This is a genomic window from Streptomyces sp. NPDC059008, from assembly GCF_042749045.1.
Lineage (GTDB): Bacteria > Actinomycetota > Actinomycetes > Streptomycetales > Streptomycetaceae > Streptomyces.
In genome coordinates this window covers 25142-51079 of the sequence record NZ_JBHYJC010000011.1, presented here as the reverse complement: position 1 = coordinate 51079, position 25938 = coordinate 25142, and the positions used below count along the sequence as shown (strand labels likewise).

Sequence of the window (25938 nt, the reverse complement as noted above, 5' to 3'; positions counted from 1 at the left end):
CGCCCGAGCACCTGCCGAGCAGTATCGGGAGGCCCCGATGGATTACCCGGAACGCTATGAGCTGGTATTTCAAGCTTCCGCCGTGGAGGACGACGTGGTGATCGTCCGGCGTACCGAGCGGGCCGGAGCGGGCGGGTACCCGGTCTACGAGGACGAGTCGGGGATCGTGCGCGCGGAGATCAGTGACCGCGGCGAGGTCCGCATGTTGGCCAGCGGGGGGCACCAGGTACTGAGCACACCGCTGCTGGCGCGGCCCCTCGTCACGTGAGCGTGAGCCTGGCCTGGCGCTAGCCGCCCTGGCCGGGGCCAGGCCATCGTTCGTTCTGCGGGGAGAGCTGGATCGCCATGGTGACGCAGCGTTGTCGGCTGATTGCGGCCAGCTGCCCCTGACGGGTTTACGTGGTGTCTGTCTGTCTGATTGCCCGCTCGCCCGGCCGCCTGCCTGCCGATGCTCGACTCCGCGGTGGGGGCTCGGCGGCGGATCGTGATCAGAGGCCGCGGAGGTGGTCGCGTCGCTGACGCTTCCGTTGAACGTCGGGGGTGGCGGTATCGCCGTCGGTCTCGGTGCCTGCGCTGATCGCACCGGTCGCACCGGTCGCACCGGTCGCACCGGTCGCACCGGTCGTGCCGCTCGTGTCGGTCGCCCCCGCCGGGTCGGTCGTGCCGTCCGTGTCAGGCTCGCCCCGCCGGCTGCGGTCTGCATCGTGTTCGGAGTCGTGTCCGGGAGCGGGGGAGGGCTCGGGAGCCGGCTCCGGAGGGGTGAGCTCCCCTCCGAGCACGGCCATGGCGCGTTCCAGGGTCTCTCCGGTGATCTCTATCCGGATCCTGGCCAGACGTTCTAACTCGCTGCGCGACACCACGTCAGCGTACCTGTCGTGAGTTCAAACCTCGGCCCCACCCAAAAATCTGTGGATTTCTGGGAGTTGGCGGTCGTCATGCGGGCTCCCGGAAGTCGGCGAGGGCGCGGGTGACAGCCGCTTCGGCGTGGAGTCGGGTGGTCGGGAAGACCGGGACCGGGGAGTGTTCGGGGCCGATGAGCAGCTCGATCTCGGTGCAACCCAGGATGATGCCCTCGGCTCCGGCGGCTACGAGGTCGTTGATGACGGCCATGAAGGACGCACGGGATTCCTCGCGGACGATGCCGAGGCACAGCTCCTGGTAGATCACCTGATGGACGGTGTCTCGTCCGGCCGCATCCGGGACCAGCACCTCCAGCCCGTGGCTTTCCAGGCGGCCGCGGTAGAAATCCTGCTCCATGGTGAAGGCTGTGCCCAGCAGCCCGATGCGGCGCAGGCCGTTTTCGCGTACCGCATCCGCCGTGGTGTCGGCGAGGTGCAGTAGGGGGATGGTGATGGCGGCGGCCACCTGGTCGGCGACCTTGTGCATGGTGTTGGTGCAGATCAGCAGCAGGTCCGCGCCGGCCGCCTCCAGTGCCTTGGCCGCCTCGGCGAGGATCTTCGCGGCCTGTTCCCAGTGACCTGCCGCCTGCAGCTTCTCGATCTCGGCGAAGTCCACGGAGTGCAGCACGCAGCGAGATGAGTGCAGACCGCCCAGGCGCTCGCGCGTCAGCTCGTTGAGCAGCCGGTAGTACTCCGCCGTGGACTCCCAGCTCATGCCTCCGAGCAGCCCGATTGTTCGCATCATCGCGTCACTCTCGCACACGTGCGCTGATTCCCCCTGGTTTTTTGCGGCACCGGCGCAGCGCTCTCTCGGCGGTCGGGTGCGGTCGGGTGCGGCCGGGCGAAGTCGGGCGCGCTCGGACGGCGTCGGCGGTGCCCTGCTCGGCGGCGCCTGGCCTCGAGCGGCGCCTGGTCTCCAGCGGATCAGTGCATTGGTCTGGACATGCTCAAGTGGCCACCCATAGCCTGGGGTTGGTCTAGACCGCAACTCGCGAGGGCCGCAGAGCGCGGTCGCCCATGCCCGGCGGCACGTCAATCAGCGTGCCGCGTAAGGCGATTCCTCTTCTCCCCCCCCACAGCGGCCGTTGCGCCCGGCCCGTCCGGAGGCCGGCCGCGCTCGAAGGAGTCCTGCTATGAGATCTCGTACCGCTGCGCTGCTGAGCGCCGCCGCCTTGGCCGCGGGTGTCGCCCTCGTTGCGCCGACGTCGACCGCGGCAGCCACGGTGCACTGCTCTTCCTCGTGCGCCGCAGCGCCGGCCGGCGCCGAGGTGCGAGCCGAGGAATTCGTCGTCAGCGAGGCGCAGTTCAACCAGATGTTCCCGAACCGGAATCCGTTCTACACGTACAGCGGCCTGACCGCCGCGCTCAGCGCGTACCCGGAGTTCGCGAACACCGGAAGCGATACCGTGAAGCGCCAGGAAGCCGCGGCCTTCCTCGCGAACGTGGGCCATGAAACGGGCGGCCTCGTGTACGTGGTGGAGCAGAACACCGGCAACTACCCCCACTACTGCGATGCCACCCAGCCTTACGGATGCCCGGCCGGTCAGGCCGCCTACTACGGGCGCGGCCCGATCCAGCTCAGCTGGAACTTCAACTACAAGGCGGCGGGCGACGCGCTGGGCATCGATCTGCTCAACAATCCCTACCTGGTGGAGCAGGATCCCGCCGTCGCCTGGAAGACCGCGCTCTGGTACTGGAACACCCAGACCGGACCGGGCACCATGACTCCGCACCAGGCGATGGTCACGGGTGCCGGATTCGGCGAGACCATTCGCAGCATCAACGGGTCCCTGGAATGCAACGGCGGAAATCCCGGCCAGGTGCAGAGTCGAATCGACAACTACAAGAGCTTTGTGCAGATCCTGGGGACCACGCCCGGCGACAACCTCAGCTGCTGAAACGCAGCCGTCCGGTGCTGAAACGCAGCCGTCCGGGTCGGCCGCCGCGACAGTGGCGGCACGCCCCGGACGGCCGCGTCACCCATGCGTTCGGGCGACAGGCCTGGGGCCTAGGCGCGCAGCTCCTCAAGGCGCATGAGGTCGTCGTGGACCGAGTGCCGTTCCTCGGTGGTGAGGTGGATGGCGGTGGCCTTGCGCAGTGCGGACGCCGCGGTGTGTTCGTCCCCGAGGCGCCGGGCGGTGTCCGCGCGCAGGACCAGGAGGCGCAGTAGTTGCACTGGTGTGGGGTGCTCGTCCTCCAGGGCCAGTGCCCGGTCGATGATCTTTGCGGCTCCCGTCAGGTCCTCTTTCGAGTCCGCGAGGAGAGACGCATGGTGAAGGGCCCGGGTGAAGGTTTCCTTGGGGGAGGGGCGGTGGTGCAGGTCGCTGCTCGTCTGCTGGCCGATACGGAGGCAGTTGCCGCCCGGATCGGACATGAGGAACTGCCGGGTGCCGTACGAGGTGTCCTTCAGCGGCCCGATGCGCGGTAGCCCCCGGGTCGGGAGTCGCCCGTACGCCGCCTTGAGGGCGGTCTTGAACGTCTCGTACAGGCCGTCGACGTCATGGGTCCGGACGTAGCAGGTGCTGAAGGAACCGGCCGGATCGTAGTGCTTCATCCCGAAGAACTGGAGCTGGATGCCGCCGCGTTCGACGACGGCGTAGGGGTTGGGGCTGTTCTGCTGGAACGTCACCTCGAAGCCGAGGGCGCCGTAGAAGTCGAGCACGGGTTGGATGGTGCGGCACGGCAGGATCGGGATGGTCTTCTCGCTGATGTCGCTCACATCTGTCACGTTCAGGAGTCTAGTCAAAGTTGACTAGAAGGGGGAAGGGAAGTGGAGGGGGGAGCGAGAGGAGGGAGGGAGGAGGGGCGTGGTCGCCCGCCAGTGGGGGCGACGACCACGCCGCGTGTCTACGCCTTCCAGCGCACCGGCAGCTGCTCCGTTCCCCGGATGAGCATGCCGGCGCGCCAGGTCAGGGCGTCGAGGTCGGTGTCCAGCGCGAGGTCGGGGCAGCGCTCCAAGAGGGACCGGATGGCGATGCGTGCCTCCAGACGGGCCAGCGGGGCACCGAGGCAGAAGTGGATGCCGTGACCGAAGGCGGCGTGGCCGCGGGCGTCGCGGGTGATGTCGAAGTCGTCGGCGGCCGCGAAGCGTTCGGGGTCACGGGAGGCGGAGGCCAGGGCGACCAGCACGTTCTCGCCGGCGGGGATCCGGGTGCCGGCGATGTCGACCGGTTCCGCGGTGAAGCGCCAAGTGGCCGTGGCCACCGGGCCGTCGTAGCGGAGCATCTCCTCCACGGCGTTGTCGAGGAGCGAGTAGTCGGCCCGGAGGGCGGCCAGTTGGGCGGGGTGCTGCAGCAGGGCGCGCACGCCGTTGGACAGCAGGCTCACGGTCGTCTCATGGCCGGCGACCAGCAGCAGGAACGCCGTGCCGACCACCTCCTCGCGGGAGAGCTGGTCGCCGTCCTCGTCGCTGGTGCGGATCAGCGCACTGAGCAGGCCGTCGCCGGGGCTGTTGCGGGTGGCTTCGATGAGATCGACGAGGTACTCGGACATCGCGAGACTCGCCGCCTGCACCGCCTGCTCGCTCGTCGGCGCGACCAGCTCGTTCGACCAGTGGCGAAACGCCTCCCGGTCGATGGTGGGCACGCCGATGAGCTCGCAGATGACGGTCATCGGCAACGGGAAGGCGAGCGCCGCCACGAGATCGGCACGGCCGTCCGGCGCGGCGAGCATCGCGTCGAGCAGCTCATCGGTGATCTGCTGCACCCGCGGTCGGAGCGCCTCCACACGGCGGGGCGTGAACTCCTTGGCCACCAGCTTCCGCAGCCGGGTGTGATGCGGCGGGTCCGCGTCCAGCATGTTCGTGAACAGTGCCGATTCCTCGCCGGCCTCGCCCAGCATGCCGGACCGGCGCCAGTTCTTGCTGATGCGGTCGTCGGTCAGCGCGGCCCTGACCGCCTCGTGTCCGACGACCAGCCACGCCTCCGGCCCATCAGGGATCCGCACACGGTGCACCGGCCCCTGGGCGCGCAGCTTGGCGTAGTACTTGTATGGGTCCGCGGTGAAGTCCGCACCGAAGGCGCCCAGATCGACGATGTCCCGCATGCCTTGCCTGCCGCTCTCTCGAATTCCGGCGAAGTCCGTCGCCCGGCTCTCTTCAGCACCGTACGTACACCCGGTGGCATCAGCATCCGCCCGGCGGAGGAGCCGCATCGCGCCATGTCCTCCGCACGCAGTGCGCGGCCGTCGTCCTGTCGTCGCGTCGGATGCGGGCTCCGTACCGGACGCGGTCGTCGTACCGGATGCGGTCGTGGTGCCGTCCGGAGGTACGGCGATAGGACGACGGTCGGCCCGAGCCCCCGAGCCCCCGAGCCCCGAGCCCGTCGTGTCAGGAGCGGCGGGGCGCGCCGCTCGTTCAGCAGCGGGCGTGGGCGGTGATGTCCGCGCTGAACTCGTCGATCATCGCGGGGGTGACGGTCGGCCGGCACTGGGCGATGGCGGCGAGATAGTCCTCGGTGCTCGCGCCGAGCCGCCCGTGTACGGCCGAGCCGACGCCGACCGCCTCCAGGTCCCGCTCGAACGAGGCCTGGGCCGCCACCCGGGCGGCGTGTTCGATGTCGGCCGGGGTGAACAGCTCGCTGGCCGCCACCAGCGCCGCCACATCCACATCGGCCCGGCCGTCCGTGTACCGGGACCAGATGGCGGAGCGGGCCGCCGCGTCCGGCGTACCGATCGGGATCAGGTAGTCGAACCGGCCGGGGCGCAGGAACGCCGGGTCCAGCGAGCGGATCGAGTTGGTCGCGCAGACCAGCAGTCGCTCGTCCCGCTCCCGGAAGCCGGGTATCAGCTTGAGCAGCTCGTTGGTCACCCCGTGCAGTCCGCCCGGCTGCGCGGGCTCGTGGCGGACCGGCGCGATCTCCTCGACCTCGTCGATGAAGACGAGCACCCGTTCCAGCTCCGCGATCCGGGCGAACGCGCTGCGCAGCGCCGCCGCGAGATTGCCCTCATCGGCCAGCCGGGACGGGAGCAGCTCGACGAACGGCCAGCCGAGCTTGGCCGCGATGCCCCGCGCGAAGGTGGTCTTCCCGGTCCCCGGGGGGCCGAACAAGGCGATCGCCCGCGGCGGCCGGACCCCGTGCCGGGCGGCCCGCTCCGGTTCCGCCAGCGGCAGCACGACCCGCCGTTCGATCAGGTCCTTCTCCGCTTCCATGCCGGCCACCTTGGCCCACAGATCGACGGGCAGGAACCGTCCGCCGAGGTCCTCCAGGAGGCTCGCCGCGGGCCCGTGGTGCGGTTCGACCTTCTCGAAGTAGGCCACCGCCGGCTGGCGCGTATAGCCCGCGTTGAGCAGGCCCTCGCCGAGGAGGTCCTCCTCCGGCAGTACGTAGGCGATGCGGCTGACCCGGGCGGCGATCAGCCGCCGCTCCAGCTCGACCAGCAGCGCGCTCGCCAGCCCCCGGCCGCGCCATGCCGACGAGATCGCGATCCGCATCACCCAGCCCCGCTCACCCGCCACACACGCGAGCGCGGCCCCGATGGGGGCACCCTGGTGGACGGCCACCACGGCGGGTTGCCGCGAGGTCAGCGCGCTGATGCACTCGGCGAGCGAGAAGACGGACTCCTGGCCGAGCTCGGCGGTGGAGTCGATCAGGTGGACCACTTCGGCGAGATCCTTCTCGCGGTAGTCGTGGATGAGCCAGTTCACCGGTACCGCCCCTCGTGGTGATGGTGATGGTGGTGATGCGGTGGCAGCGAGGCTAGGGGCGATGGGGGAGCGGGGCCTGCTCCACCGTGCACAATCCGGAGCGCGGACCGCTACGGTCCGTATGTAGCCAGATCCGATACGACGGATCTTCGACCGGCAGCGGTCCCCAGGCAGCGGGCGGCGGGACGCCCGAGGGCCTGCCCCGCCGCCTGTGACGGGCGGGAATCCGCTGGCCGGCCCGGGCCGGGCGATGACATGCTGGCCGGCGTGAACGGACCCGTAATCCACTTCAGCTTCGCCCCTGAGCTGCACCTTTTCGTCGCGGCGGAGCACAGCGCCGCCCGTACGCCCGTGGTGACCGACGGATCATCGACACTCGGCCATGTCGTGGAGTCGCTGGGCGTCCCCCTCACCGAGGTCGGGCGGTTCATCGTGGACGGCGTCGAGGTTTCCGCCTCCCACATCCCCGGCGCGGGGGAGAGCATCGAGGTGCACGGCGTCGACCGTCCGCAGCGGGTCCCCGGCGCGCCGCTTCGGTTCCTGCTCGACGTCCACCTCGGCACGCTCGCGCGCAGGCTGCGGCTGCTCGGCGTGGACGCGACGTACACGAACGAGGACCCCGGCGATGCGGCGCTGGCCGCGCTCTCGGCGAAGGAACAGCGGGTGCTGCTCTCCCGGGACCGGGGGCTGCTGCGCCGGCGGGAGATCTGGGCGGGCGCGTTCGTCTACAGCGACCGGCCCGATGACCAACTCCGGGACGTACTGGAGCGCTTCGCCCCCACGCTCGCGCCATGGACGCGCTGCACCGCTTGCAACGGCCGGCTGGCCGACGCCGACAAGGACTCGGTCCGCGAGCACCTCGAACACGGCACCCAGCGTACGTACGACGTCTTCGCGCAGTGCACCTCGTGCGGCCGTGTCTACTGGCGCGGTGCTCACCACTCCCGGCTGGAGGCGATCGTCGAGAAGGCGCTCAGGGACAGCGCCACCTGAGCGGTGGGGCGAAACGGCGGCCCTCGGTGTTTCTTGTGCAGCATCGAGGGCCGCCGCATGCGGATGCGTCCGGTCAGTCGTAGGAATTCCGCAATTCGGGTGACGGATGTCCTTCCTTTGAGGAGGTGTGGGGGACGGGGCAGGGGCAGGGGGGTAGGGGGCGGGGGAGAGGGGAAGCAGCCGCCGCCGTGTTCTGCGCAATTGCACTTCGGTAAAAGGATTTTGGGGGCTCTCAGGCTGATGTTTCCCTTCATTGAAGGTAGCTGATTGCGTATCAGTTGAGTGGTGTGTGCCTCGCTGTCGATCGGTCCAAAGGGCATTGTTCTGGAGCGAGTTCGGGAACCGGGCGCGCGGCGCTCGACGGGCAGGCGGCGGTGCCCGCGGGTCGCCTGGGGCATGCCGCCCCCACCCGTACGGGAGCGCCTCCCGACTGCGCGTGCCGTCGGCGTCCGCGGGGCCGCGCCGAACGTGGTGGGGAACGGCGGCAAGGGCCTCGGCGTGTCGCGGAGGGGGCCGTGCGCAGCGGTCGTTCAGCGCGCATCGCGGCGCCCCGGACGGGCGCTGGAGCCCCTTTAGCCCACTCGTAGCGCGACACGCCGACGACGCGCGCCATCCAACGGGTGAATCCGCTGCCTTCCGCCACCCGAAGAGCCCAGGGGCTCCCCCGAATGCGACGTTCTCCGGTGGTGCGAGGCCCCGATTCGGCTGACGGTGATCACGTCGCTACTGCGATTCCGATGTGCCGACAAAGAGTCAGCCTTCGCAGTCGTGCCGAAAGGAACATGTCCTCATGCGCACTGCTCGCACACTGTTCGCTTCGGCCGCCATCACGGCGGTCCTTGCAATCTCTGCTCCAGCCGCAAATGCCATGATCATGGAGGACAACGCCGCGGGTGGTTCCTCCTCCAGCGACCACGACCGCGACCACGACCGCGACCGCGACCGCGACCGTGACCGTGACCGCGGCCACGACCGCGACAGGCACTGCCGCGACTACGGCCGTGACCACGGCCGCGATGGCGGTCGTGACAATGGCCGGGATAACGGTCGGGATAACGGTCGTGACAAGGGCCGTGACAATGGCCGGGATAACGGTCGTGACAAGGGTCGTGACGGCGGCCACGACAATGGTCGTGACAAGGGTCGTGACGGCGGCCACGACAACGGTCGTGACAAGGGCCGCGACGGTGGCCGCGACGGCGATCGTGAGTACGGCCGCGGCTACGGGCACGACCGTGACTACGGCCGCTACTGCCACCGGCACCGTCCGAGCGGTGGGGTGCACACCGGTGGCGGCTTCCTGGCCAAGACCGTGGCCAACGACTGGGATGACGACGACCACGGCCGTGGCGGCGGCCGGGACCACGGGCGCGACGGCGGCCGTGACCACGGCGGCTACGGCGACCACGACCGGGGCGGCTACGGGCGCGACCACGACCGGGGTGGCTACGGCGACCACGGCCGGGGTGGCTACGGCGACCACGGTCGAGGCGGCTACGGCGACCACCGCAAGCCGCGCGGTGGCATTCACACCGGTGGCGGTGGCCTGGCGACCAACAGTGGCCTGGCAGCCGGCTCGGTGCTGATGCTCGGTGGTCTTGGTGCCGGTGCCTACATGCTGCGCCGTCGTAACGCCTCGGGCTCCGCGGCGGCCTGACAAGGCTGCCCCGTACGGAGGCCGCTGCGCCGTCGCGGCCACCGTTCCTCGTGGACGGTGGCCGCGGCGATTGCGTTCCGCTTCCCCTTCACGCCTCGCCGCCGCCCCGTTCACGAAAGGCACCCTCACATGACCGCCCAGCAGTCGCCGCCCCAGCCGAGCACGAACCCACCCCGCACCGCCGTCTCCGCGACCCGTCCCGTCGGCCGGGGCCTGCTGTGGTCCGCGGCGGCGTTCCTGCTGGGCTCCCTCCTCGTCTACAACTCCGTGGACACCTCGGCAGATCCCAAGCCGCAGTCCTCCACCGCCGTCGCCGCCTCCGCCTCGCCCAGGGCGGCCCACCCCGCCGACCAGTCCGCCGGCCTGGCTCTGCCCCGCTCCCTGCCGAAGCGGGTGACGATCCCGGCGATCGCCGTCGACGCGCCCTTCACGCAGCTGACGATCGGTCCGACCGGCCAGCTCGACGCACCGCCCGCGGGAAACCGGAACCTCGTGGGCTGGTTCAAGGACGGTGCGACGCCGGGTGAGCGCGGCTCGTCGATCATCGCCGGACACGTGGACACCAAGACCGGACCGGCGGTGTTCATGCAACTCGAATCGCTCAAGCCCGGCAGCGCGATCAACATCACCCGCGAGGACGGCATGATCGCGACGTTCAAGGTCGACTCCGTCGAGACCTTCAACAAGGCGCGGTTCCCCAACGACCGGGTCTACGCCGACTCTCCGAGCGCCCAGCTCAGGGTGATCACCTGCGGCGGCGCATACGACAGGAAGGTCAAGGACTACGTCGACAACGTGGTGGTCTTCGCCCACCTCTCCTCGTACAGACACGCCTGACACCCGTCCGATGCGCACCCGGAGGCCATTCCTCCGTTCCGCGCAGGTGCAACCGGACACGCCCAGGCCGGCGCCCGCCGCCGGTCTGGGCATCGCCATACCGCTGGAAGGGAGACGACCTGAAGGGATTCGAAGGGATTCGGCTCGAAAGGGAGACGAACTGAAGACGACGACACGCGGCAGTCCGCTCCTTCTTCCGATACGGAATACGCGGGGAATAATGAGCCACCGCTGACACCGACTTTCATGAGGTACCGCATACCGCATCCGCTCTGCTGACGGGATGAAATGAGCGCCGGAGGCCGGAGACCGTCGAATCCGAGAAAGGGCCGGAATCCGGCCCGTGGGGGTACCGCCGCCACCGATCGCATGCTCCGCACCCTGCTGCGCCGCCGCAAGCAGCCGCTGAGCGCCGAGGACGTGACGGTCACCGACCGACCCGCGGTGCGCAGGGCGGTGTCGGCGGCCGCGCTGGGCAACACCATGGAGTGGTTCGACTTCGGGGTCTACGCCTATTTGGCGGGAACCTTGGGCAAAGTGTTCTTTCCGTCGAGCTCTCCGGGTGCCCAGGTGGTCTCGACGTTCGCCACATTCGCGGCGGCCTTTCTCGTCCGGCCGCTCGGCGGCCTGGTATTCGGGCCGCTCGGTGACCGTATCGGACGCCAGCGCGTACTCGCCGCCACCATGATCATGATGGCGGTCAGCACCTTCGCCGTCGGATTCCTGCCCTCTTACAACACCATCGGTTTCGCCGCACCGATTCTGCTGTTGATCTGCCGTCTGGTGCAGGGCTTCTCCACCGGTGGCGAATACGCCGGAGCGACTACGTACATCGCCGAATACGCCCCGGACACCCGGCGCGGATTCCTCGGCAGCTGGCTCGACTTCGGCACCTTCGTCGGCTACTCGCTCGGCTCCGGACTGGTGACCGTCCTCACGGCCGTGCTCGGCGACGACGGCCTGGTGGACTGGGGCTGGCGGCTGCCGTTCCTGGTCGCCGGACCGCTGGGGCTGATCGGCCTGTACATGCGACTGCGACTGGAGGAGACCCCGGCCTTCCAGCGTGAGGCGGAACAGGCCCACCACGACGCGGAGGAGGTCCGCGCCACGGGCGGCGAGGATCCGGTGGAGGAGGCCCGGCAGTCCGGCAGGGGCCGGCTGAAGGAGATCTTCACCCGGCACTGGCAGGCGGTGCTGATCTGTATGGGCCTGGTGCTGCTCTACAACGTCACCAACTACATGGTGACGTCGTACCTGCCGACGTTCATGACCGAGACCCTCGGCGAGGACGCCCTCACCGCCCAACTGCTCGTACTCGGCACCATGATCGTCGTGGCGCTCACCATCACCACCGTGGGCCGCACCTCCGACCGATGGGGCCGACGGCCCGTCTTCATGGCGGGCAGCGCCGCGCTGATCGCCCTCGCGGTGCCCGCGGTGCTCCTCATCCGCGTCGGCGGCATTCTGGCGCCGGCCTTCGGCTGCCTGATCCTGGGGCTCCTGCTGGTGTGCTTCGCCGGCACGTCCGCCTCCACGCTGCCGGCGCTGTTCCCCACCCGGCTGCGCTACGGAGCGCTGTCCATCTCCTTCAACATCTCGGTTTCGCTCTTCGGCGGTACGACGCCGTTGTTCGTGTCCGCGCTGGTGCAGGCCACCGGCAGCGACATGATCCCGGCCTACTACCTGATGGCCGCCGGGGTCATCGGGCTGATCGCGACCTTCTTCCTCCACGAGACGGCGGGCAGACCGCTGCGTGGTTCCGGCCCGATGGTGGAGACGGAGGAGCAGGCTCACCAGCTGGTCGCCAGGAGCCGTGCCGAAGCGGGGCGGCGGGCCAGGGACGTCTGGATCCGGCTGCGGCACCCGTGGGCGAGGCACTGAGGACGACCGGCCGCCGCACTCGGCGGCCCCGGCCTGACGCCCGCTCACCCAGTCGGCGCAAGGGCCCGGAACCAGATCCGGTCCGGTGGATCAGGGGCGTACGGGCCCGATCGGCGTCCCTGCGCATCCCGTCGCCAACTGCTCGGCCGCGGGGGGCCCGCTGGTGACCGTGGCGTGGACCTGACGGTCTATCGTGGGCGCATGTCCGCCCCTGAACTGATTCGCATCGTCTCCCGCGACTCGCCGATGGCCCTGGCCCAGGTCGAGCGCGTCCGCGCCGAACTCGGCGCGCTCCACCCCGGCATCGCCACCGAGGTCATCCCGGTCAAGACGACCGGTGACCGCTGGATGGGCGCGCTCTCCCAGGTCGAGGGCAAGGGGGCGTTCACCAAAGAGGTCGACGCCGCCCTTCTGGCCGGTGAGGCGGACCTCGCGGTGCACTGCGTCAAGGACATCCCCGGCGACCGCCCGCTGCCGGCCGGTACGACCTTCGCGGCCTTCCTGAAGCGCGACGACGTCCGTGACGCGCTGATCCACCCGGGCGGGCGCACCCTTGACGAGCTCCCCGCGGGCACCCGCATCGGCACCTCGTCGGTCCGCCGGATCGCCCAGCTCGCCGGTTCCCACCCGCATCTGCAGTGTGTGCCGATGCGCGGCAACGCCAACCGCCGCATGGAGAAGCTCGCGGCCGGCGAAGCCGACGCGCTGCTGCTGGCGGTCTCCGGGCTGGAGCGCATCTGCCGTACGGATGTGATCACCCAGATCCTGTCCGTGGACGAGATGTGCCCGCCCGTCGGCGCGGGAGTACTGGCGCTCCAGTGCCGCGAGGGCGACACCGAAACCATCGACGCCGTGAGCGGTCTGGGCCACCCCCGGACACACCAGGAGACCACCGCCGAGCGCATGCTGCTGCACGTCCTGCAGGGCCACTGCAACAGCCCGATCGCCGGCTACGCCACCACCGACCGGCGCGGTGAACTCTCGCTGCGGGCCTGCGTGTTCACCCCGGACGGCAAGACGGTCCTCAACGCGCACGAATGGGCCGGACCGCTCACCCCGGAGACGCTCGGCACGTCCGTGGCGGTCACCCTGCTGCGCCAGGGCGCGCGCGAACTGATCGACGGCATCGCGCACTGAAGCCACCCGCACACCGGGCCCGGGAAACCGGGCCCGAGGGGCCCCGCCACCCCCGGCTCCCGTACGACCGCACCCCGCTCACGCCCGGCCACCGACACCTGGCAGCGGTGCCTTCACCGTTTCCTTGACCGCGAAGGGTCACGTCGTAGGCTGAAAACCGATGGGCCACCGCACCGACCAGCGGTGACCTGTGACCGGGGGAACGGGGGAGCACGGATGACCGTGCGCATTCACTTCAGCCTGGAAGATCTCGCCAGGACGCATATCGCCGAACGGCCCGACCCGCTGTGGGAGGTCCTGCTCAGCCTGCACCTCCTGCAGACCCGTTGTGGCGCGCCGGCCTTCGCCCGCTGGCGGCAGCGGACCCTGCCGCGGCTCGACGACCGGGCCCGCGGTCTGCTCGCCCTCGCGCCACCACGCGGCTACAGCCCCGACTTCCTCACGCCCGAATCCTCGGCTCGCGGTCTGGAGGAGGGCCTCCAGGACCTGGCGGCCACCCCGCGCAGCCGGCTCCGCACCGACCTCGCACGGCTTGCCGGCTCCCGGCAAGTACCGTTGTGGGTACGGGAGTTGGACTCCAGGAGGTTGCCGCACATCGCGGACGCCGTGCGCGACTACTACACCGCCGCCATCCATCCGTACGAGACCCGGTTGCGCGGCGACATCGAGGCGGACCGGTCGAAGCGCAGCCGGGACCTGCAGTGCGGCGGAGTACAGCGGCTGCTGAGCACCCTGCACCCGCAGCTGCGCTGGCAACCGCCCGTACTGGAACTGCGGACCGCGAGCGTGGACCGTGAGGTCCGGCTGCAGGGGCGGGGGCTGCGGCTGATCCCGTCCTTCTTCTGCTGGCGCAGCCCCATCATGCTCAGAGATCCGCAGCTGCCGCCGGTCCTGGTGTATCCCGTCGAGCGCAGCCCCGACTGGGCGCACGCCACCGGCGACGACCGCGCACGGACCGGCGCGAAGAGCCCGTGCGCCGCCCTACTGGGGCACACCCGGGCGGCGGCGCTGGAGGTCGTCGCCGCCGGCTGCACCACCTCCGAACTGGCCCGCCGGCTGAACGTCTCACCGGCCACGGCGACCCACCACACCGCGATACTCCGAGAGGCCGGCCTGATCGCCTCGAACCGCACGGGCGGGACCGTGCACCACACCCTCAGATCGCTGGGCGAGGCGCTGCTGCGGGGTGACCGGGGAGCGGGGTGACGGGCACCACCACGACCTGCTCGTCGTCCTCGTAGATGATCCGCCCCGGGTCGGTGGACTCGACCCGCTCGCACGGCACTTCATGCTGGGCGAGCAGGTCGAGGTAGCCCTCCGCCCGTTCGAGGAGGTGCACGGCGGTGGCCTTGAACCAGGCCACCGCCCCTGGGTGGAGATCGCGGTCGTAGACGGTGGGATCGACGTCGGAGGGGTTGGTGAAGTGGGTGTCGTACCAGTCGTTGCCCGCGCGCCAGAACCGGTACTGCGCGTCGGTGAGCCTGCCTTCGCGGGCGAGGCCGTTGGCGAGGGCGAAGATGCCGGGGAAGTGCCCGTGCGGACTGCGCGTGGTCCCCTGAAAACGTACGTACAGCGCCTCTCCCACGAAGGCTCCTCCTCTTGGACCGGCGGACCGGCGGATCAGTGAATCGGCGAACCGGTGATCTGGTGAACTGGCGAACGGGTCGACTTCTCGACTCCGGAAGGGGAGTCTGCCAGGCGCGGACCGCGGCGCGTCGTCGTGGTCCGCGCCGCCGGGCGGCATGGCCTCAAGGGCCGGGGCACGGCAGCGGCTGAGGGCGCGGTCCGCCCGGCTGCCCCATGCCGTACCGTTCCGGTCGACTCCTGACGGCGCGTCATGTCACCCCGTTTGGGGTGTGGCCGGAACATGGTGCAGATGCGGAGGAAATGCGGCGGAGGCGACAGCGGTCGGCGGCCGGAGCGCTCGTTCGGCGACTGGGGCGTGCGGTATCCGCGGCGGGTGCTGATCACGGCCGGAATGCTGTGCGTGCTGTTCGGCGGGGTGGCGTGGGGACTGGGCGAGCGGCTCTCCGCCGGGGGGTTCACCGCGTCGGGGACGCCCTCCGCGCGGGCCGAGACCTGGGCCGCTCGCTACGGGGCCGACCGACCGGAACTGCTCCTGGTACTCCGCCTGAAATCCGCCCGGCTCTCGCTCGACAGCCCGGCGGCACAGGAGGCGGGACGCGGAATCACGGAGCGGCTGGCCGCCGAGCGGGGAGTGTCCCGGGTGCGCTCGTACTGGACCGCCGCGGCCCAGGCGCCGCCGTCGGCCGATGGCCGTTCCGCCCTTGTACGGATCGATCTGGACGGCAGCGAGACCGCCACGGCCCGCACGGCGCAGCGGTTGGTGCCGCACTACGCCCGACAGGGCGGCCCCTTCGAGATCCGGGCCGGCGGGCCCGCCTGGAGCCTGGCGCAGTCCACCGAACAGGCGCGTACGGACCTGGTGCGGGCGGAGCTGATCGCGGCCCCGCTGACCTTCGCGATCCTGGCCGTGGCATTCCGGTCACTGGTGGCCGCGCTGCTGCCGGTCGTGGTGGGCGGGCTGTCGGCGGTCGGCGCGCTGGCGGTGCTGCGGGTGCTCACCGCCGTCACGGACGTCTCGGTGTTCGCCGTCAACCTCATCGGGGCGCTGGGCTTCGGGCTCGCGGTGGACTACGCGCTGTTCATCGTCGCGCGGTTCCGCGAGGAGCGGGCGCGGGGCCTGGTACCACCGGAGGCCGCGCGGGCCACCGTGGCGACGGCCGGCCGTACGGTCGCGGTGTCGGCCGGTACGGTGACCGCTGCCCTGGCCGCGCTGCTGGTGTTCCCCTTCGCCTTCCTGCGCTCGATGGCGTACGCGGGGATGGCGGTGGCCTTGCTGGCGGCGCTGACCGCGGTGGTCGTGCTGCCGGCCGTACTGGCGTGCTGGGGGCCGCGCGTCGCGTCGCTGGATCCGTTCGGGCGTCTGCGGTGGGTACCGGCGCCGACGATCGGCGCGGCCAGCCCGCTGTGGCGTGCGGTGGCCACGGCGGTCACCCGGCGCCCGCTGTGGTGGGGAGCGGGCTGCCTGGTGCTGCTGGCGGTGCTGGTGCTGCCGCTCGGGAACGGCCGGCTGGGGCTGGCCGACGAGCGGATCCTGCCCGGCGGCGCCGAGGCCCGCACGACGGGGGAGCTCATCCGCCGGGAGTGGCGGACCTCCGGCGAGCGTTCGCTGGCCGTGGTGCTTCCGCGGGCCGATCCGGTCGCCGGACGGGCGGAGCTGGACGCCTACGGCAGGAGGTTGTCCGCGCTGCCCGGTGTGCGCAGCGCGGCGATGGTGACGGGCCGCTACGCGGACGGCGAGAGGGCTGCCCGGGCACGTCCGTCCGGGGCCGCGGGGGCCGCCGCTCCGCGAGTCCGATCCCGGCCGACCGAGGCCTCGCCCGGCAGCGGGGTGCCCGGGACCGTGGTGACGCTGACGATGACGGCGGATCCCCAGTCGGAGCGCGCGGCCGACGTGGTGCGCGCGGTCCGCGCGCTGCCGTCGCCCGGACCCGCGCACCTGGCCGGCTGGGCCGCGCAGGTCGTCGATGCCCGTGGCGCGCTGCTGAGCAGGCTGCCGCTCGCCGGGGCGCTGATCGCCGCGGGAACCATGGCGGTGGTGTTCCTCTTCACCCGCAGCGTCGTCCTCCCGCTGAAGGTCGTCGCGGTGGCCGCCCTGAGTCTCACCGCGGCCCTCGGCGGCATCGTCCTCGTCTTCCAGGACGGTCATCTTCGGTGGCTGCTGGGCGACTTCGCCACCACGGGCACGCTGGACATGACCATTCCGCTGCTGCTGTTCAGCGTGGCGTTCGCCCTCTCCGTGGACTACGAGCTGTTTCTGCTCTCCCGTATCCAGGAGCACTGGCGGGTCACCGGAGACACCACCGCCTCGGTCGTGCACGGCATCGCCCGGACCGGCCGGCTGTTCACCGCGGCCGCGCTCGCCGTGGCGGTGGCCATGGGCGCGCTCGCCTCCTCAGGGGTGCTGCTGCTGAAGGAGCTGGGGTTCGGCCTCGCGCTGGCCGTGGTCGTCGATGCCACGGTGGTACGCGGTGTGCTCGTACCGTCCGTGATGCGCCTCGCCGGGCGCGCCAACTGGTGGGCACCCGGCCGAACCCGCTCACGCCCAGGACGGACCGTCGCCCCGGAGGGCACCGCCGACGAGCAGCCGTCAACTACAGAGCCCACGGGCACGGACCGGAACGCCGCCCGTCACCTCGGGTGACGTGGGCCGTGGCAGGCCTGCGGCCGGAGCGACTCGACGAAGGCGCTCGCCTCCCGGAGGGTCATGGCCGGACGCAGATCGGCGTCCGCGCCGCTCACGCCGAGTCGCTCGCCCATCACCAGGGCGAACTCCAGGAGTGCGAGCGAGTCGAGGTCGAGCTCCTCGAACGTCGCGCTCGGCCGAAGCGCATCCGGCTCGACGCCGAAGGTCTCCGTCAGGACCGTACAGATCTCGGTATAGGCACCGGAACCGAGGGCGGAGTCGGGGTCGGACACGGGGGCAGACACGACATCGGATACGGGGTCAGACACGAGTTCGGACATGAGCCGTCACGGCTCCCTTCCTTGTCGCGCCGGCGGGTACAGCGCCGGCAGATGAACAGGACAGTGGCGAGGGCGCCGCCATACCCGACCGCAGGTACTGCGCCGACAGTTCCGCCGGCGGCTCCAGACCGGTCGTGGCCGCGTCCAGACGAGCGCGGTCGTAGCGGCGCCGGGCCCACCAGTACGGCGTCAGCCCGGCGGCGAGCCGCATGAGGAACCGCTCCAGCGGCCGGACCTCCTCCGGTGCGAGATCCGGATCCAGCGCGAAGTCGAGCCAGTCGCACGGCTCCAGGGCGATCCGCAGCAGCTCCTGGACCGGATAGTCGTGAGGGTGCGTCAGGTGGTACGTCGCCACCAGGCCCCCTTGGCCGTATGGTTCGCTCGCCGGCCGTGACCGCCCCGGGAGGCACGCATCGGCACACCGCAGCATCGCGGCCGCCGCCCAGTCCACCTGCAGCAGGTTGACCACGGCATCGGGCCGGCCCGGCAGCCGCGCCGTATAGGGGAGGCTGATGTCCTCGGGAGAAAGGCCGGCCGCCCGCAGCACGTGCGAGGGGTCCTGCCGCCCGAGGACACCGGCCCGCGCGGCCTGGACCGCCAACCAGTGGCGGGGTTCACCCGGCTCGGCGGGCCGGTCCGTCACCAGCACCCCCGGCCGCATCACCACCACCGGCCGGCCCCGGTCCCGCGCCCAGCCTCGCACCAGCGCCTCGGCGCGGAACTTGGACTCCTCGTACGAGGTGGCGAACCCGTACCGCCCCTCTTCCAGGGTGCCCTCGAACACGGTCCCCTCGCGCCGCTCGCCGGCGACGAACGCGGTACTGATGTGGAACAGCCGAGCGCTGCGCTCACCGGCGTCCAGCAAGCGCAGTACGTGCTCCGTGCCCGCCACGTTGGTCCGGTGCAGTGCCGCGACCGGGCCCATCGGGCTGGTGTCCGCGGCGCAGTGCCACAGCTCCCGCGTCCGCCGGGCCAGCGCGCGGTGGTCCTCGGCGGACAGGCCGAGCCGGGGCGCGGCCAGCTCGATCCGTACGGGGGTGACCCGCCGGTGGAAGTCGGCGGCCTCCCACCGGGCACCCGTACTGCGCACCGCCCGCAGCAAGCGCTCCCGGGCCGCGCCCGGATCGTCCCGTACGAGGGCGCTGACGGGGCGGTCGTCCCTGCGGAGCAGCCCGGCGAGCAGATGTGCTCCGAGGAAACCGGTGGCACCGGTGACCGTGATCAACGAATCACTCCTTCGACCGTGTGCCGGCCGCGGCCCGGCAGCTCCGCCGAGCCACACACCACCACACTCGCGCAACGGATGATTTTCCTATTTATGCGCCGTACATTGCAGTATGTCGGAGCGTCGGAAGGCGGGCGCACCGGCGCACGGGCGAAAAGGCGCGCATTCGCGTGAACTCACCGTGCCGGGGCGCTGCCGGCGCTTCCGGCCGCCGTCCCGCCCACGTCAGGGTGCCGAGCGCAGCACCAGTACCGCGTTCTGGCCCCCGAAGCCGAACGCGTTGCTCACCGCGGCCGTCATCCGTACCGGCCGCGGCGCCTTGCTGACCACATCCAGCTCGATCTCCGGATCCAGGCGGTGCAGATTCGCCGTCGGAGGGACCACCTGATCCTCCAGGGACAGCACCGTGCAGGCCGCCTCGATCGCTCCCGCGCCGCCGGCCGCATGCCCCAGCGTCCCCTTCACCGCGGTCACCGGTGGCGGGCGGCGGAAGACCTGGCGCAGCGCCGATGCCTCGGCACGGTCGTTCAACACCGTGGCCGTGCCATGGGCGTTGACGTGCGCGATGTCCCCCGGATCCATCCCGGCATCGTCCAGAGCGACCACCAGCGCCTCCGCCGCCCCCCGCCCTTCCGGATGCGGCGAGGTGAAGTGATACGCGTCGCAGGACGCCCCGTAACCCGCCAGGTAGGACCGGATGCGGGCTCCGCGGGCCCGCGCGTGCTCCAGCCGCTCCAGGACCAGCACCCCGGCCCCCTCGCCCAGGACGAACCCGTCCCGGTCGGCGTCGAAGGGGCGGGAGGCGGCCGCGGGATCGTCGCCGTGGCGCGAGAGCGCACCCATCTGATGGAAGCACGCCGCCGGAATGCGGCTGCACAGTGATTCGCTGCCGCCCGCCACCACGACATCGCAGGCATCGGCGAGCAGTAGTTGCCGGGCGGTACCCAGAGCCGTCGCCCCCGAGGCGCACGCCGTACTGACCGTCAGATTCGGTCCGCGCACCCGCAGATCCATCCCCACCTCACCGGCGACCATGTTCGGCACACTGCGCGGAATGGCCAACGGTGAGATCTCGGTGGCCCGCCCGCCGGAGATCTTGGCGAACTCCTCCTCGTAGCGCTCCATGCTCGCCGTGCCCACGCCCAGTACGACCCCCACCCGCACCGGATCCCAGCTCCCCGCGCCGAGACCGGCATCCGCCACCGCCTCGCGGGCCGCCACCAGCGCCATCGCGGCACATCGGTCCAGCCGCCAGGACAGCCGCCGTCCCAGGCGCTGGTCCGCGTCGAAGCCGGGCACCCGGCAGCAGAAGTCCACCGGCAGGCCGTCGAGCGCCGGATCGCGCACCGCGGTCGGCGACCCGTCGAGCACCCCCTGCCATGTCGCCGCCACCCCCACGCCCGCGGGCGTGACCAGCCCCAACCCTGTGACGGCCACCTCCCGCGCGCTCATCCGGCCCCCACCACCAGCACTCCTGCCCCAGCGATTCCCGGCATCCCGCCAGTATCGACAGTCGGCGCCCACCCCCGGTGGCGCCGAGCCGCGCGGTCCCCCGAGCGGCGCAGCAGGTCCCGGCGTACCGGCGCGGAGGACCTCGTCGATGTCCGCACGCCCGCCGCCGGAGCTCCGGCCCGCCCGTCGGCAGGTCTCCGCTCCGCAGGCCGATCCGACTCCCTGTCACCCCGTCAGATTCCGCAAACTTCCCTATTGTTTCCTTCCTGAGGGGAAGTTAGGGTATTTTCATGAGTGATCATCTGTACTCCGTGGAGCAAGTCGCCGAACGGCTGGGCCTGCACGTACGCACCGTCCGCAACTATGTGCGCGACGGGCGCCTCGCCGCGGTCCGCATCGGCAAGCAGTACCGGATCGCGCACGAGGACCTGGAGGCGTTCACCGGCCGCCCGGTGCCCGAGCCCCTGAACGACGCGGCTGGGCGGCCGCGGCATACCGAGGTGTCGAGCATCGTGGAGATCGAAGCGATCGACGCCGCGACAGCGGACCGGCTGACCACCCTGCTGACGGCCTCGGCCGCCACCCGCCGCCCGGGTGACGCGCCCGTGCGTATCGAGACGGTCTACGACAAGCAGCGGGCGCGGATGAAGGTCATCGTCCTGGGCGGCCTGGCCGACACCGCCTGGCTGTTCACCTACATGGAAGGGGTACTGGCGTCATGACCACGATCTACAAGTCCGAGGCCGGCGAGCGGGAGATCCAGCGGCACTATCAGGAGGGGCTGGGCACCTGGCCGGTCCCCGCCGAGCAGGTGCGGGTGCCGACCCGCGAGGGCGAGACCTTCGTCGTCGTCTCCGGCCCGGAGGACGCGCCGCCCGTGCTGCTGCTCCACGGCTCGGGGGCGAACGCGATGATGTGGCGGGACGACATCGCGTCCTGGGCACGCCATTTCCGCACCTACGCCATCGACCTCATAGGCGAGCCGGGCCTCAGCGCGCCGTCCCGTCCGCCGCTCGCCTCCGAGGCCTGCGCGCTGTGGCTGGACGATGTGCTGGCGGGGCTGGGCATCACGAGCGCCTCGGTCGTCGCGACGTCCCTCGGCGGCTGGATGGCGCTGGACTACGCCACCCGCCGGCCGCAGCGGGTGACGCGGCTGGCCCTGCTGTGCCCCGGTGGCCTGGGGCGGCAGAAGGTCGGCTGGCTGGTCAAGGCCCTGCTGCCCCCATGGGGACGCTCGGGGGTGCGCCGGTCGGTCGCGTCCGTGGCCGGCCTGCAGTCGCCGGCGCTCCGGGACGTCCTCGACTCCGTGGTGCTGACCTTCACGCACTTCAAGCCGCGTACGGAGCGGCTGCCCCGGTTCTCCGACGATGCGTTGCGGCGCCTGACCATGCCCGTACTGGTGACGGTCGGCGGCCGCGATGCCATGTTCGACTCCGGGGGCACCGCCCGGCGGATGCGACGGTGCGTCCCGCACGCGACCGTGAACGTCCTGCCGGAGGTCGGGCACGCGATCCTCGGCCAGACCGATTCCGTCCTGGAGTTCCTCCGTGGCCGGCCGGCCGACGAGGAACGCGGCGGAAACGGGCAGTCGCCCCGCTGAAGTCGCCGAACGGGGCGGGCCGTTCGACGACACCTCCGGCGCTGTCGCCAGACCCGCGAGGGCGCGGCGGCCGCTGTTGACGCCGGCCGCGGAGCCCTCCACACTCCGTTCGGCTACTCAGTACGTCTAGGCAGCCGAGCGGATTCGGGCGGCCGCTTCGCGCCCGTAGTGTCCCGTGCATGATCGAGAGCAAGACGAGGTCGGGGGCGGCACTCAAAGCAGGGGGGATCGGCTGCGCGGTGGTCGTACTGCTGCCGGTCCTGGTGGTCGGCGGGGTGTTCCTCACCTTCTCCATCGAGCGCGCCACCCCCGCCGACTTCCCCGACGTCAAGCCGGAAACCATGGCACACCGCGTCACGGACTACTCCAAGGGCGCCTTCGCGGCCCTCGGCCTCGACCGCACTCTCGAACCGAACGTCTACGACATGCGCAAGGGCGACGAGAACACCCTCGACTCGGACTACTGCTATCCGGACGGCCTGGAGAGCATCGCCGACCAGCCCGAAGCGGGCGCATACCAGCTCTCCCACCGTTGGTCGGTGGGAGGAGTGGCCCCACGCGAGGGGGCCGGCGCCCTGCGCAGACTCCGTGACCACCTCACCGGCACCGGCTGGCACATCACGCGGTCCGGGGACGGAGAGCAACACCACGAGCGGACTCTGAAAGCGGAACGTGAGGGCGGCTACACCATCGCCCTCACCTGGGAAGCGGACCGGCGGCGCCTCAACGGCGGCAGCTCGGCCCCCTGCGCGACGGACCCCGACTGGAAGGAGTCGGACGGCCTCTACGCCGAGCCGAGCGTGGGGCGACCGCCGGCCCTCACCGGTCGCGCGTCGAAGTAAGGGGCGAATGGTATGTCGCGCGGCATGCCGCCGCATTGGCGGGCCAAGGGGGGGAATGCCACATCGGGCGGTATCCAAATCGTGCGTTCAGTCGACAACGGTCATCAATTCTCATCAACGCCTATCAACATCCATCAACACCCATCAACGGTCTCAGGCATTGGGATGATCTTTTGCGTGCTCGCCACGCCCATGACAGGATGTCCCGCGCCGCACGGGGGAGCGGCGCATGAGTAGGGACAACCTCCCTTTGCGCACCAAGAGTTCAGCTGACACTGAGGTGCTCCCTTCATCCCGGGGCGGCGAAACCTGCTGAGCCGCATCCATCAACACAACGGGAACGGGAACATCGACATGAACAGCGCGACGCACGCGTCCAACGCCACGCCCATCTACGAGGAGCTCGTCCAGGAGCACGGCGATGTCCTCGCCGAGACCCGTGAGGCGGCGGAGCGTTCCCAGCTGAAGGCTTCCCAGGCCCTGGACTGGAGCGATCTGCGCCGCCACCACGGGTGAGCGCGGGTCAGTCCGACGGGGGAGACGCGGGGAAAGCCTCCAACAGCCGGGTCGGAGCGGCCTGCCGCCAGGAATCCACGAGGATGTCCCGCAGTTCGTCCATGTCCTCCAGCTCCGCCAGCCGAACCCGCACCCATGAGGAGCCGGCCTCGTGCGGCGGTACCCAGAATTTCTTCGGTTCCGCCGCGATCAGTTCCTTGCGTTCATGGATCGGGCAGCGCACGGCGAATGACGTCTCATCGTCCGGGACGGTGATGAACATCTTCCCGGCGACCCGGAATGTGGGCATCTCCCAGGCTTCCTTCTCCACCGTTTCCGGCAGGGAGAGGGCGATGCGGCGGACGTCGTCAGAATCGGGCATGGCTCCACTTTAGGCGTACAAAGAACCGCACGAACACATAGGTGCGGGAGCAGCCGTTCAGGAGGGGGAGCGCGGACCGCCGCCCCTGATCAGATTCTCGACGTGGTCGAAACGCGCGTGCAGTGCGCGCAGCTCCGAACGGAACGCCTCCGCTTCCTCGCGGGCGTGATTCCCGACCGCCTTACCGAAGCGGACCACGTCCTGCTCCGCGCGGCCGACGAACCAGGTGGCGAGCGCGGCCGTGATCACGCCGAATGCCGTGATGGCGCACAGCATCAACAGGGTCGCCAGGACGCGGCCCCACAGCGTCACCGGGTAGAAATCCCCGTAGCCCACGGTGGTCGCCGTCTCCACCGACCACCACAACGCCCGCGGATATGACGTGATATTGGCGTGCGGGGCACCGGATTCGGCGACGACGACCAGAGCGGCACCACCGAGCAGCACCGCGGTCATGAGCAGGGTGACCCAGAACGCCGCCTGGGCGTGCAGCCGGCGCCATGCCTCATTTCTGAAGAGGCGGTTCAGCACGGCGGCGAGAAACGACGGCACCAACGGACGTCCCCTTCCCTTGCGGACCTGGTGGACAACCGACCTTCCCTCGGCGCCGACATTAACAGGGGAATTCGTCGTGCCCGGAAATGCCGGCGGATGATGACGTGTCAAACACCGTGCGGTCGTATTCCTTGGGCCCTGCACTTGGCCTTGGCTCTGGCCCTGAAGTTCACCGGTTCGGCTTCGCGGGTGCGTCGCCCCGCACCGCGTGCAGGTAGAGCGCCAGGGTGTCGAGGGTGAAATACGAGCTGTAGGAGACGTCGGGGAAGTCGCCGCCGGTGTGGTAGCCGCCGATGACACCGATCAGGGCGTAACCGGTGAAGTCCCTCACCAGGAACGGGCCGCCCGACGTGCCGCCGATATAGCCGGCGCAGGCGATCTCCAGGAAGTCGCCGGGGGCGGCCGGGTCGGCACTGGTGAACCGGTGCGTGGACGACGCGCAGTCCAGCGGCTTGGGGTGGGTGGTGTCGCTGTTGCCGGGGTAGCCGATGAGCCGTACGCGCCGATGGTCGTATCCCGGGTACGGCAGGAGGTCGAAGCCGCCGGTGACGTCCTCCACCTCGGCGCCGTCCTCGCGTGGCAGGAGTCGGACGACGGCGTAGTCCCAGCGGGCACCCGCGTCGGTGCCGAGGTCGTAGTACCGCTGGTCCAGGTAGACGCGGTCGACGGGGTAGACACCGTGCGGCTTCAGCCCGTCGTGGTACTGCGGCACGAAGGACAGCCGGCGCTTGGGGTCGGGGGAGCGCAGGCAGTGTCCGGCGGTGACCACGAGGTCGCGGTGCGGGCTGCGGACCACCGTTCCGCCGCAGAACCGGCCGGTGTTGTGCGCGTCCGTCCAGAAGAACGTCCCCACCTGGGGGAGGCCGTCGAACGGGTGGCTCGGTGGTGCGGCGCCCCCGGCCCGATGCGGCGCCCGCGCGCTCCGCGCGTCGACGGCTGGTTCGGCGGCCGCCATCCGCTGCGGAGTCCAGTAGGCGTCGGCGGATGACGCCGCCGAACGGCCCGGCGGGTCCACGGCGTGCGCCACCGGCCCGGACGGGACGGCGAGGGAGAGGCCGAGAAGCGCGACAACGAGCAGGACGGCGCGGCGGCTGCGTACGACGATGGGCCGACTCATGACTGCCTCATGCCCCCGTGACACCGTCGATGCTCTCCCGGAGCAGATCCGCATGGCCGTTATGGCGCGCATACTCCTCGATCATGTGGACCAGGATCCAGCGCAGTGAGACCTCGTGGCTGCCGACATGGCCCGCCTCGAACTCGGAGAGCCGGCCGGAGTCGTCCAGTGAAGAGTCGGCGGTCAGCCGGCGGCTGTGCGCGACCTCCTCCTGCCAGGTGGCCAGCACCTCGTCCAGGCCCCGGTCGGGGACGAGCGCGAAGTCGTCTTCCTTGCCTTCCTCGAACACCACGGGTACGTCCTGCCCGGCGAACACCCGCTGGAACCAGTTGCGTTCCACCTCCGCCATGTGCTGGACCAGCCCCAGCAGCGTCATCGAGGACGGCGCCACTGGGGAGAGGCGCACCTGCCGATCGTCGAGTCCCGCGCACTTGAGGGCGAGAGTGGCACGGTGGAAGTCCAACCAGGCTTCCAGCATGGTGCGTTCATCCGCTTGCGGTGGCGGTACGCGGCGTCCGTCCGGTGTCGTAACCATGTGCCGAACCCTCGCACACACCACTGACAGGCGACAGCCCAGCAGGCGTGACGGTGCCCTGCGAGGCCTCTCCCGGCGCGGTGCCGCGTCTCGGACGAGCGGGGACGCACCAGGGGCCGTCGGCTACTTCCTTGAC

General features: G+C 70.7%; 26 protein-coding genes. 13 read left to right on the top strand and 13 right to left on the bottom strand.

Annotation, left to right across the window (positions count from 1 at the left end):
- Positions 1–37 precede the first annotated feature (37 nt).
- On the top strand, positions 38–268 hold the full coding sequence (locus ACFWZH_RS16150) for a DUF6296 family protein (RefSeq protein ID WP_384430388.1): 231 nt from the start codon (positions 38–40) through the stop codon (positions 266–268).
- 220 nt (positions 269–488) lie between these two features.
- Here ACFWZH_RS16150 and ACFWZH_RS16145 read toward each other — a convergent pair whose 3' ends face one another.
- Both ACFWZH_RS16145 and ACFWZH_RS16140 read right to left on the bottom strand, forming a co-directional pair.
- Positions 489–857 carry a hypothetical protein gene (locus tag ACFWZH_RS16145; RefSeq protein ID WP_384430385.1) on the bottom strand — a complete coding sequence of 123 codons (369 nt, stop codon included), beginning with the start codon at positions 855–857 and terminating at the stop codon, positions 489–491.
- A 76-nt stretch (positions 858–933) separates the two neighbouring features.
- Entirely contained in the window at positions 934–1641 is a 708-nt protein-coding gene (locus tag ACFWZH_RS16140; RefSeq protein ID WP_384430768.1) for an aspartate/glutamate racemase family protein, read from the bottom strand.
- A gap of 391 nt (positions 1642–2032) precedes the next feature.
- Here ACFWZH_RS16140 and ACFWZH_RS16135 point away from each other — a divergent pair, with 391 nt between their 5' ends.
- The gene (locus ACFWZH_RS16135; RefSeq protein ID WP_384430382.1) at positions 2033–2797 is read left to right on the top strand and encodes a chitinase; all 765 of its coding nucleotides are present in this window, start codon (positions 2033–2035) and stop codon (positions 2795–2797) included.
- A 110-nt stretch (positions 2798–2907) separates the two neighbouring features.
- Here ACFWZH_RS16135 and ACFWZH_RS16130 read toward each other — a convergent pair whose 3' ends face one another.
- From ACFWZH_RS16130 to ACFWZH_RS16120, 3 genes are all read right to left on the bottom strand, one after another.
- Positions 2908–3609, bottom strand: coding sequence for a bleomycin resistance protein (locus tag ACFWZH_RS16130; RefSeq protein ID WP_384430765.1), 702 nt, complete (start codon positions 3607–3609; stop codon positions 2908–2910).
- A 137-nt stretch (positions 3610–3746) separates the two neighbouring features.
- Positions 3747–4943, bottom strand: a complete 1197-nt coding sequence (locus ACFWZH_RS16125; protein ID WP_384430379.1) for a cytochrome P450 — start codon at positions 4941–4943, stop codon at positions 3747–3749.
- Between the two features lie 310 nt (positions 4944–5253).
- Positions 5254–6543: an ATP-binding protein gene (locus ACFWZH_RS16120; RefSeq protein WP_384430370.1), complete on the bottom strand. Its 1290-nt coding sequence runs from the start codon at positions 6541–6543 to the stop codon at positions 5254–5256.
- Positions 6544–6810: 267 nt separating this feature from the next.
- On the opposite strand from ACFWZH_RS16120, the gene ACFWZH_RS16115 reads away from it, so the two are divergent.
- From ACFWZH_RS16115 to ACFWZH_RS16090, 6 genes are all read left to right on the top strand, one after another.
- Positions 6811–7536, top strand: coding sequence for a Mut7-C RNAse domain-containing protein (locus tag ACFWZH_RS16115; RefSeq protein WP_384430367.1), 726 nt, complete (start codon positions 6811–6813; stop codon positions 7534–7536).
- 790 nt (positions 7537–8326) lie between these two features.
- A complete protein-coding gene (locus ACFWZH_RS16110; protein WP_384430364.1) occupies positions 8327–9193 on the top strand; it encodes a hypothetical protein in 867 nt (288 codons plus the stop codon).
- Between the two features lie 129 nt (positions 9194–9322).
- On the top strand, positions 9323–10030 hold the full coding sequence (locus ACFWZH_RS16105; RefSeq protein WP_384430361.1) for a class F sortase: 708 nt from the start codon (positions 9323–9325) through the stop codon (positions 10028–10030).
- Between the two features lie 369 nt (positions 10031–10399).
- Positions 10400–11911: a glycine betaine/L-proline transporter ProP gene (gene proP / locus ACFWZH_RS16100; RefSeq protein WP_384430358.1), complete on the top strand. Its 1512-nt coding sequence runs from the start codon at positions 10400–10402 to the stop codon at positions 11909–11911.
- Positions 11912–12112: 201 nt separating this feature from the next.
- Positions 12113–13048 (top strand): hydroxymethylbilane synthase, encoded by a 936-nt coding sequence (gene hemC, locus ACFWZH_RS16095; RefSeq protein ID WP_384430355.1) that lies wholly within the window; start codon positions 12113–12115, stop codon positions 13046–13048.
- Between the two features lie 216 nt (positions 13049–13264).
- Complete coding sequence (locus tag ACFWZH_RS16090; RefSeq protein WP_384430352.1) at positions 13265–14254, top strand: ArsR/SmtB family transcription factor; 990 nt, start codon at positions 13265–13267, stop codon at positions 14252–14254.
- On the opposite strand, the gene ACFWZH_RS16085 is transcribed toward ACFWZH_RS16090, so the two are convergent.
- A complete protein-coding gene (locus tag ACFWZH_RS16085; protein ID WP_384430349.1) occupies positions 14205–14633 on the bottom strand; it encodes a hypothetical protein in 429 nt (142 codons plus the stop codon). The genes ACFWZH_RS16090 and ACFWZH_RS16085 overlap by 50 nt on opposite strands.
- Positions 14634–14924: 291 nt before the next feature.
- Here ACFWZH_RS16085 and ACFWZH_RS16080 point away from each other — a divergent pair, with 291 nt between their 5' ends.
- A complete protein-coding gene (locus ACFWZH_RS16080) occupies positions 14925–17276 on the top strand; it encodes an MMPL family transporter (protein ID WP_384430346.1) in 2352 nt (783 codons plus the stop codon).
- Here ACFWZH_RS16080 and ACFWZH_RS16075 read toward each other — a convergent pair.
- The 3 genes from ACFWZH_RS16075 to ACFWZH_RS16065 all read right to left on the bottom strand — a co-directional run bounded on the left by ACFWZH_RS16075 (position 17264) and on the right by ACFWZH_RS16065 (position 20276).
- Positions 17264–17551 (bottom strand): acyl carrier protein, encoded by a 288-nt coding sequence (locus ACFWZH_RS16075; RefSeq protein ID WP_384430343.1) that lies wholly within the window; start codon positions 17549–17551, stop codon positions 17264–17266. The genes ACFWZH_RS16080 and ACFWZH_RS16075 overlap by 13 nt on opposite strands.
- Positions 17552–17579: 28 nt before the next feature.
- Entirely contained in the window at positions 17580–18824 is a 1245-nt protein-coding gene (locus tag ACFWZH_RS16070) for an SDR family oxidoreductase (RefSeq protein WP_384430340.1), read from the bottom strand.
- 225 nt (positions 18825–19049) lie between these two features.
- On the bottom strand, positions 19050–20276 hold the full coding sequence (locus ACFWZH_RS16065; RefSeq protein ID WP_384430337.1) for a beta-ketoacyl-[acyl-carrier-protein] synthase family protein: 1227 nt from the start codon (positions 20274–20276) through the stop codon (positions 19050–19052).
- Positions 20277–20566: 290 nt separating this feature from the next.
- Between ACFWZH_RS16065 and ACFWZH_RS16060 the strand changes: the two genes are divergently transcribed.
- From ACFWZH_RS16060 to ACFWZH_RS16045, 4 genes are all read left to right on the top strand, one after another.
- Positions 20567–20998 carry a helix-turn-helix domain-containing protein gene (locus tag ACFWZH_RS16060; protein ID WP_384430334.1) on the top strand — a complete coding sequence of 144 codons (432 nt, stop codon included), beginning with the start codon at positions 20567–20569 and terminating at the stop codon, positions 20996–20998.
- The gene (locus ACFWZH_RS16055) at positions 20995–21876 is read left to right on the top strand and encodes an alpha/beta fold hydrolase (protein ID WP_384430331.1); all 882 of its coding nucleotides are present in this window, start codon (positions 20995–20997) and stop codon (positions 21874–21876) included. Before ACFWZH_RS16060 ends, ACFWZH_RS16055 begins: the two co-directional genes overlap by 4 nt.
- A 179-nt stretch (positions 21877–22055) precedes the next feature.
- A complete protein-coding gene (locus tag ACFWZH_RS16050) occupies positions 22056–22718 on the top strand; it encodes a hypothetical protein (protein WP_384430328.1) in 663 nt (220 codons plus the stop codon).
- Positions 22719–23072: 354 nt separating this feature from the next.
- Positions 23073–23234: a hypothetical protein gene (locus ACFWZH_RS16045; protein ID WP_384430325.1), complete on the top strand. Its 162-nt coding sequence runs from the start codon at positions 23073–23075 to the stop codon at positions 23232–23234.
- A 7-nt stretch (positions 23235–23241) separates the two neighbouring features.
- Here ACFWZH_RS16045 and ACFWZH_RS16040 read toward each other — a convergent pair whose 3' ends face one another.
- The 4 genes from ACFWZH_RS16040 to ACFWZH_RS16025 all read right to left on the bottom strand — a co-directional run bounded on the left by ACFWZH_RS16040 (position 23242) and on the right by ACFWZH_RS16025 (position 25802).
- Entirely contained in the window at positions 23242–23595 is a 354-nt protein-coding gene (locus ACFWZH_RS16040; RefSeq protein WP_384430322.1) for an MmcQ/YjbR family DNA-binding protein, read from the bottom strand.
- Between the two features lie 57 nt (positions 23596–23652).
- Complete coding sequence (locus tag ACFWZH_RS16035; protein ID WP_384430319.1) at positions 23653–24150, bottom strand: potassium channel family protein; 498 nt, start codon at positions 24148–24150, stop codon at positions 23653–23655.
- Positions 24151–24319: 169 nt separating this feature from the next.
- On the bottom strand, positions 24320–25267 hold the full coding sequence (locus ACFWZH_RS16030; RefSeq protein ID WP_384430316.1) for a trypsin-like serine peptidase: 948 nt from the start codon (positions 25265–25267) through the stop codon (positions 24320–24322).
- 7 nt (positions 25268–25274) lie between these two features.
- On the bottom strand, positions 25275–25802 hold the full coding sequence (locus ACFWZH_RS16025) for a DinB family protein (protein WP_384430314.1): 528 nt from the start codon (positions 25800–25802) through the stop codon (positions 25275–25277).
- Between the last annotated feature and the right edge of the window lie 136 nt (positions 25803–25938).

Excerpts from the sequence above, each read along its gene's own strand:
- ACFWZH_RS16025 (WP_384430314.1), bottom strand. The coding sequence starts at position 25,802 with ATGGTTACGACACCGGACGGACGCCGCGTACCGCCACCGCAAGCGGAT.
- ACFWZH_RS16105 (WP_384430361.1), top strand. The coding sequence starts at position 9,323 with ATGACCGCCCAGCAGTCGCCGCCCCAGCCGAGCACGAACCCACCCCGC.
- hemC (WP_384430355.1), top strand. The coding sequence starts at position 12,113 with ATGTCCGCCCCTGAACTGATTCGCATCGTCTCCCGCGACTCGCCGATG.
- ACFWZH_RS16030 (WP_384430316.1), bottom strand. The coding sequence starts at position 25,267 with ATGAGTCGGCCCATCGTCGTACGCAGCCGCCGCGCCGTCCTGCTCGTT.
- ACFWZH_RS16050 (WP_384430328.1), top strand. The coding sequence starts at position 22,056 with ATGATCGAGAGCAAGACGAGGTCGGGGGCGGCACTCAAAGCAGGGGGG.
- ACFWZH_RS16125 (WP_384430379.1), bottom strand. The coding sequence starts at position 4,943 with ATGCGGGACATCGTCGATCTGGGCGCCTTCGGTGCGGACTTCACCGCG.
- ACFWZH_RS16080 (WP_384430346.1), top strand. The coding sequence starts at position 14,925 with ATGCGGAGGAAATGCGGCGGAGGCGACAGCGGTCGGCGGCCGGAGCGC.
- proP (WP_384430358.1), top strand. The coding sequence starts at position 10,400 with ATGCTCCGCACCCTGCTGCGCCGCCGCAAGCAGCCGCTGAGCGCCGAG.
- ACFWZH_RS16150 (WP_384430388.1), top strand. The coding sequence starts at position 38 with ATGGATTACCCGGAACGCTATGAGCTGGTATTTCAAGCTTCCGCCGTG.
- ACFWZH_RS16090 (WP_384430352.1), top strand. The coding sequence starts at position 13,265 with ATGACCGTGCGCATTCACTTCAGCCTGGAAGATCTCGCCAGGACGCAT.
- ACFWZH_RS16135 (WP_384430382.1), top strand. The coding sequence starts at position 2,033 with ATGAGATCTCGTACCGCTGCGCTGCTGAGCGCCGCCGCCTTGGCCGCG.
- ACFWZH_RS16045 (WP_384430325.1), top strand. The coding sequence starts at position 23,073 with ATGAACAGCGCGACGCACGCGTCCAACGCCACGCCCATCTACGAGGAG.
- ACFWZH_RS16055 (WP_384430331.1), top strand. The coding sequence starts at position 20,995 with ATGACCACGATCTACAAGTCCGAGGCCGGCGAGCGGGAGATCCAGCGG.
- ACFWZH_RS16040 (WP_384430322.1), bottom strand. The coding sequence starts at position 23,595 with ATGCCCGATTCTGACGACGTCCGCCGCATCGCCCTCTCCCTGCCGGAA.
- ACFWZH_RS16065 (WP_384430337.1), bottom strand. The coding sequence starts at position 20,276 with ATGAGCGCGCGGGAGGTGGCCGTCACAGGGTTGGGGCTGGTCACGCCC.
- ACFWZH_RS16140 (WP_384430768.1), bottom strand. The coding sequence starts at position 1,641 with ATGCGAACAATCGGGCTGCTCGGAGGCATGAGCTGGGAGTCCACGGCG.
- ACFWZH_RS16110 (WP_384430364.1), top strand. The coding sequence starts at position 8,327 with ATGCGCACTGCTCGCACACTGTTCGCTTCGGCCGCCATCACGGCGGTC.
- ACFWZH_RS16060 (WP_384430334.1), top strand. The coding sequence starts at position 20,567 with ATGAGTGATCATCTGTACTCCGTGGAGCAAGTCGCCGAACGGCTGGGC.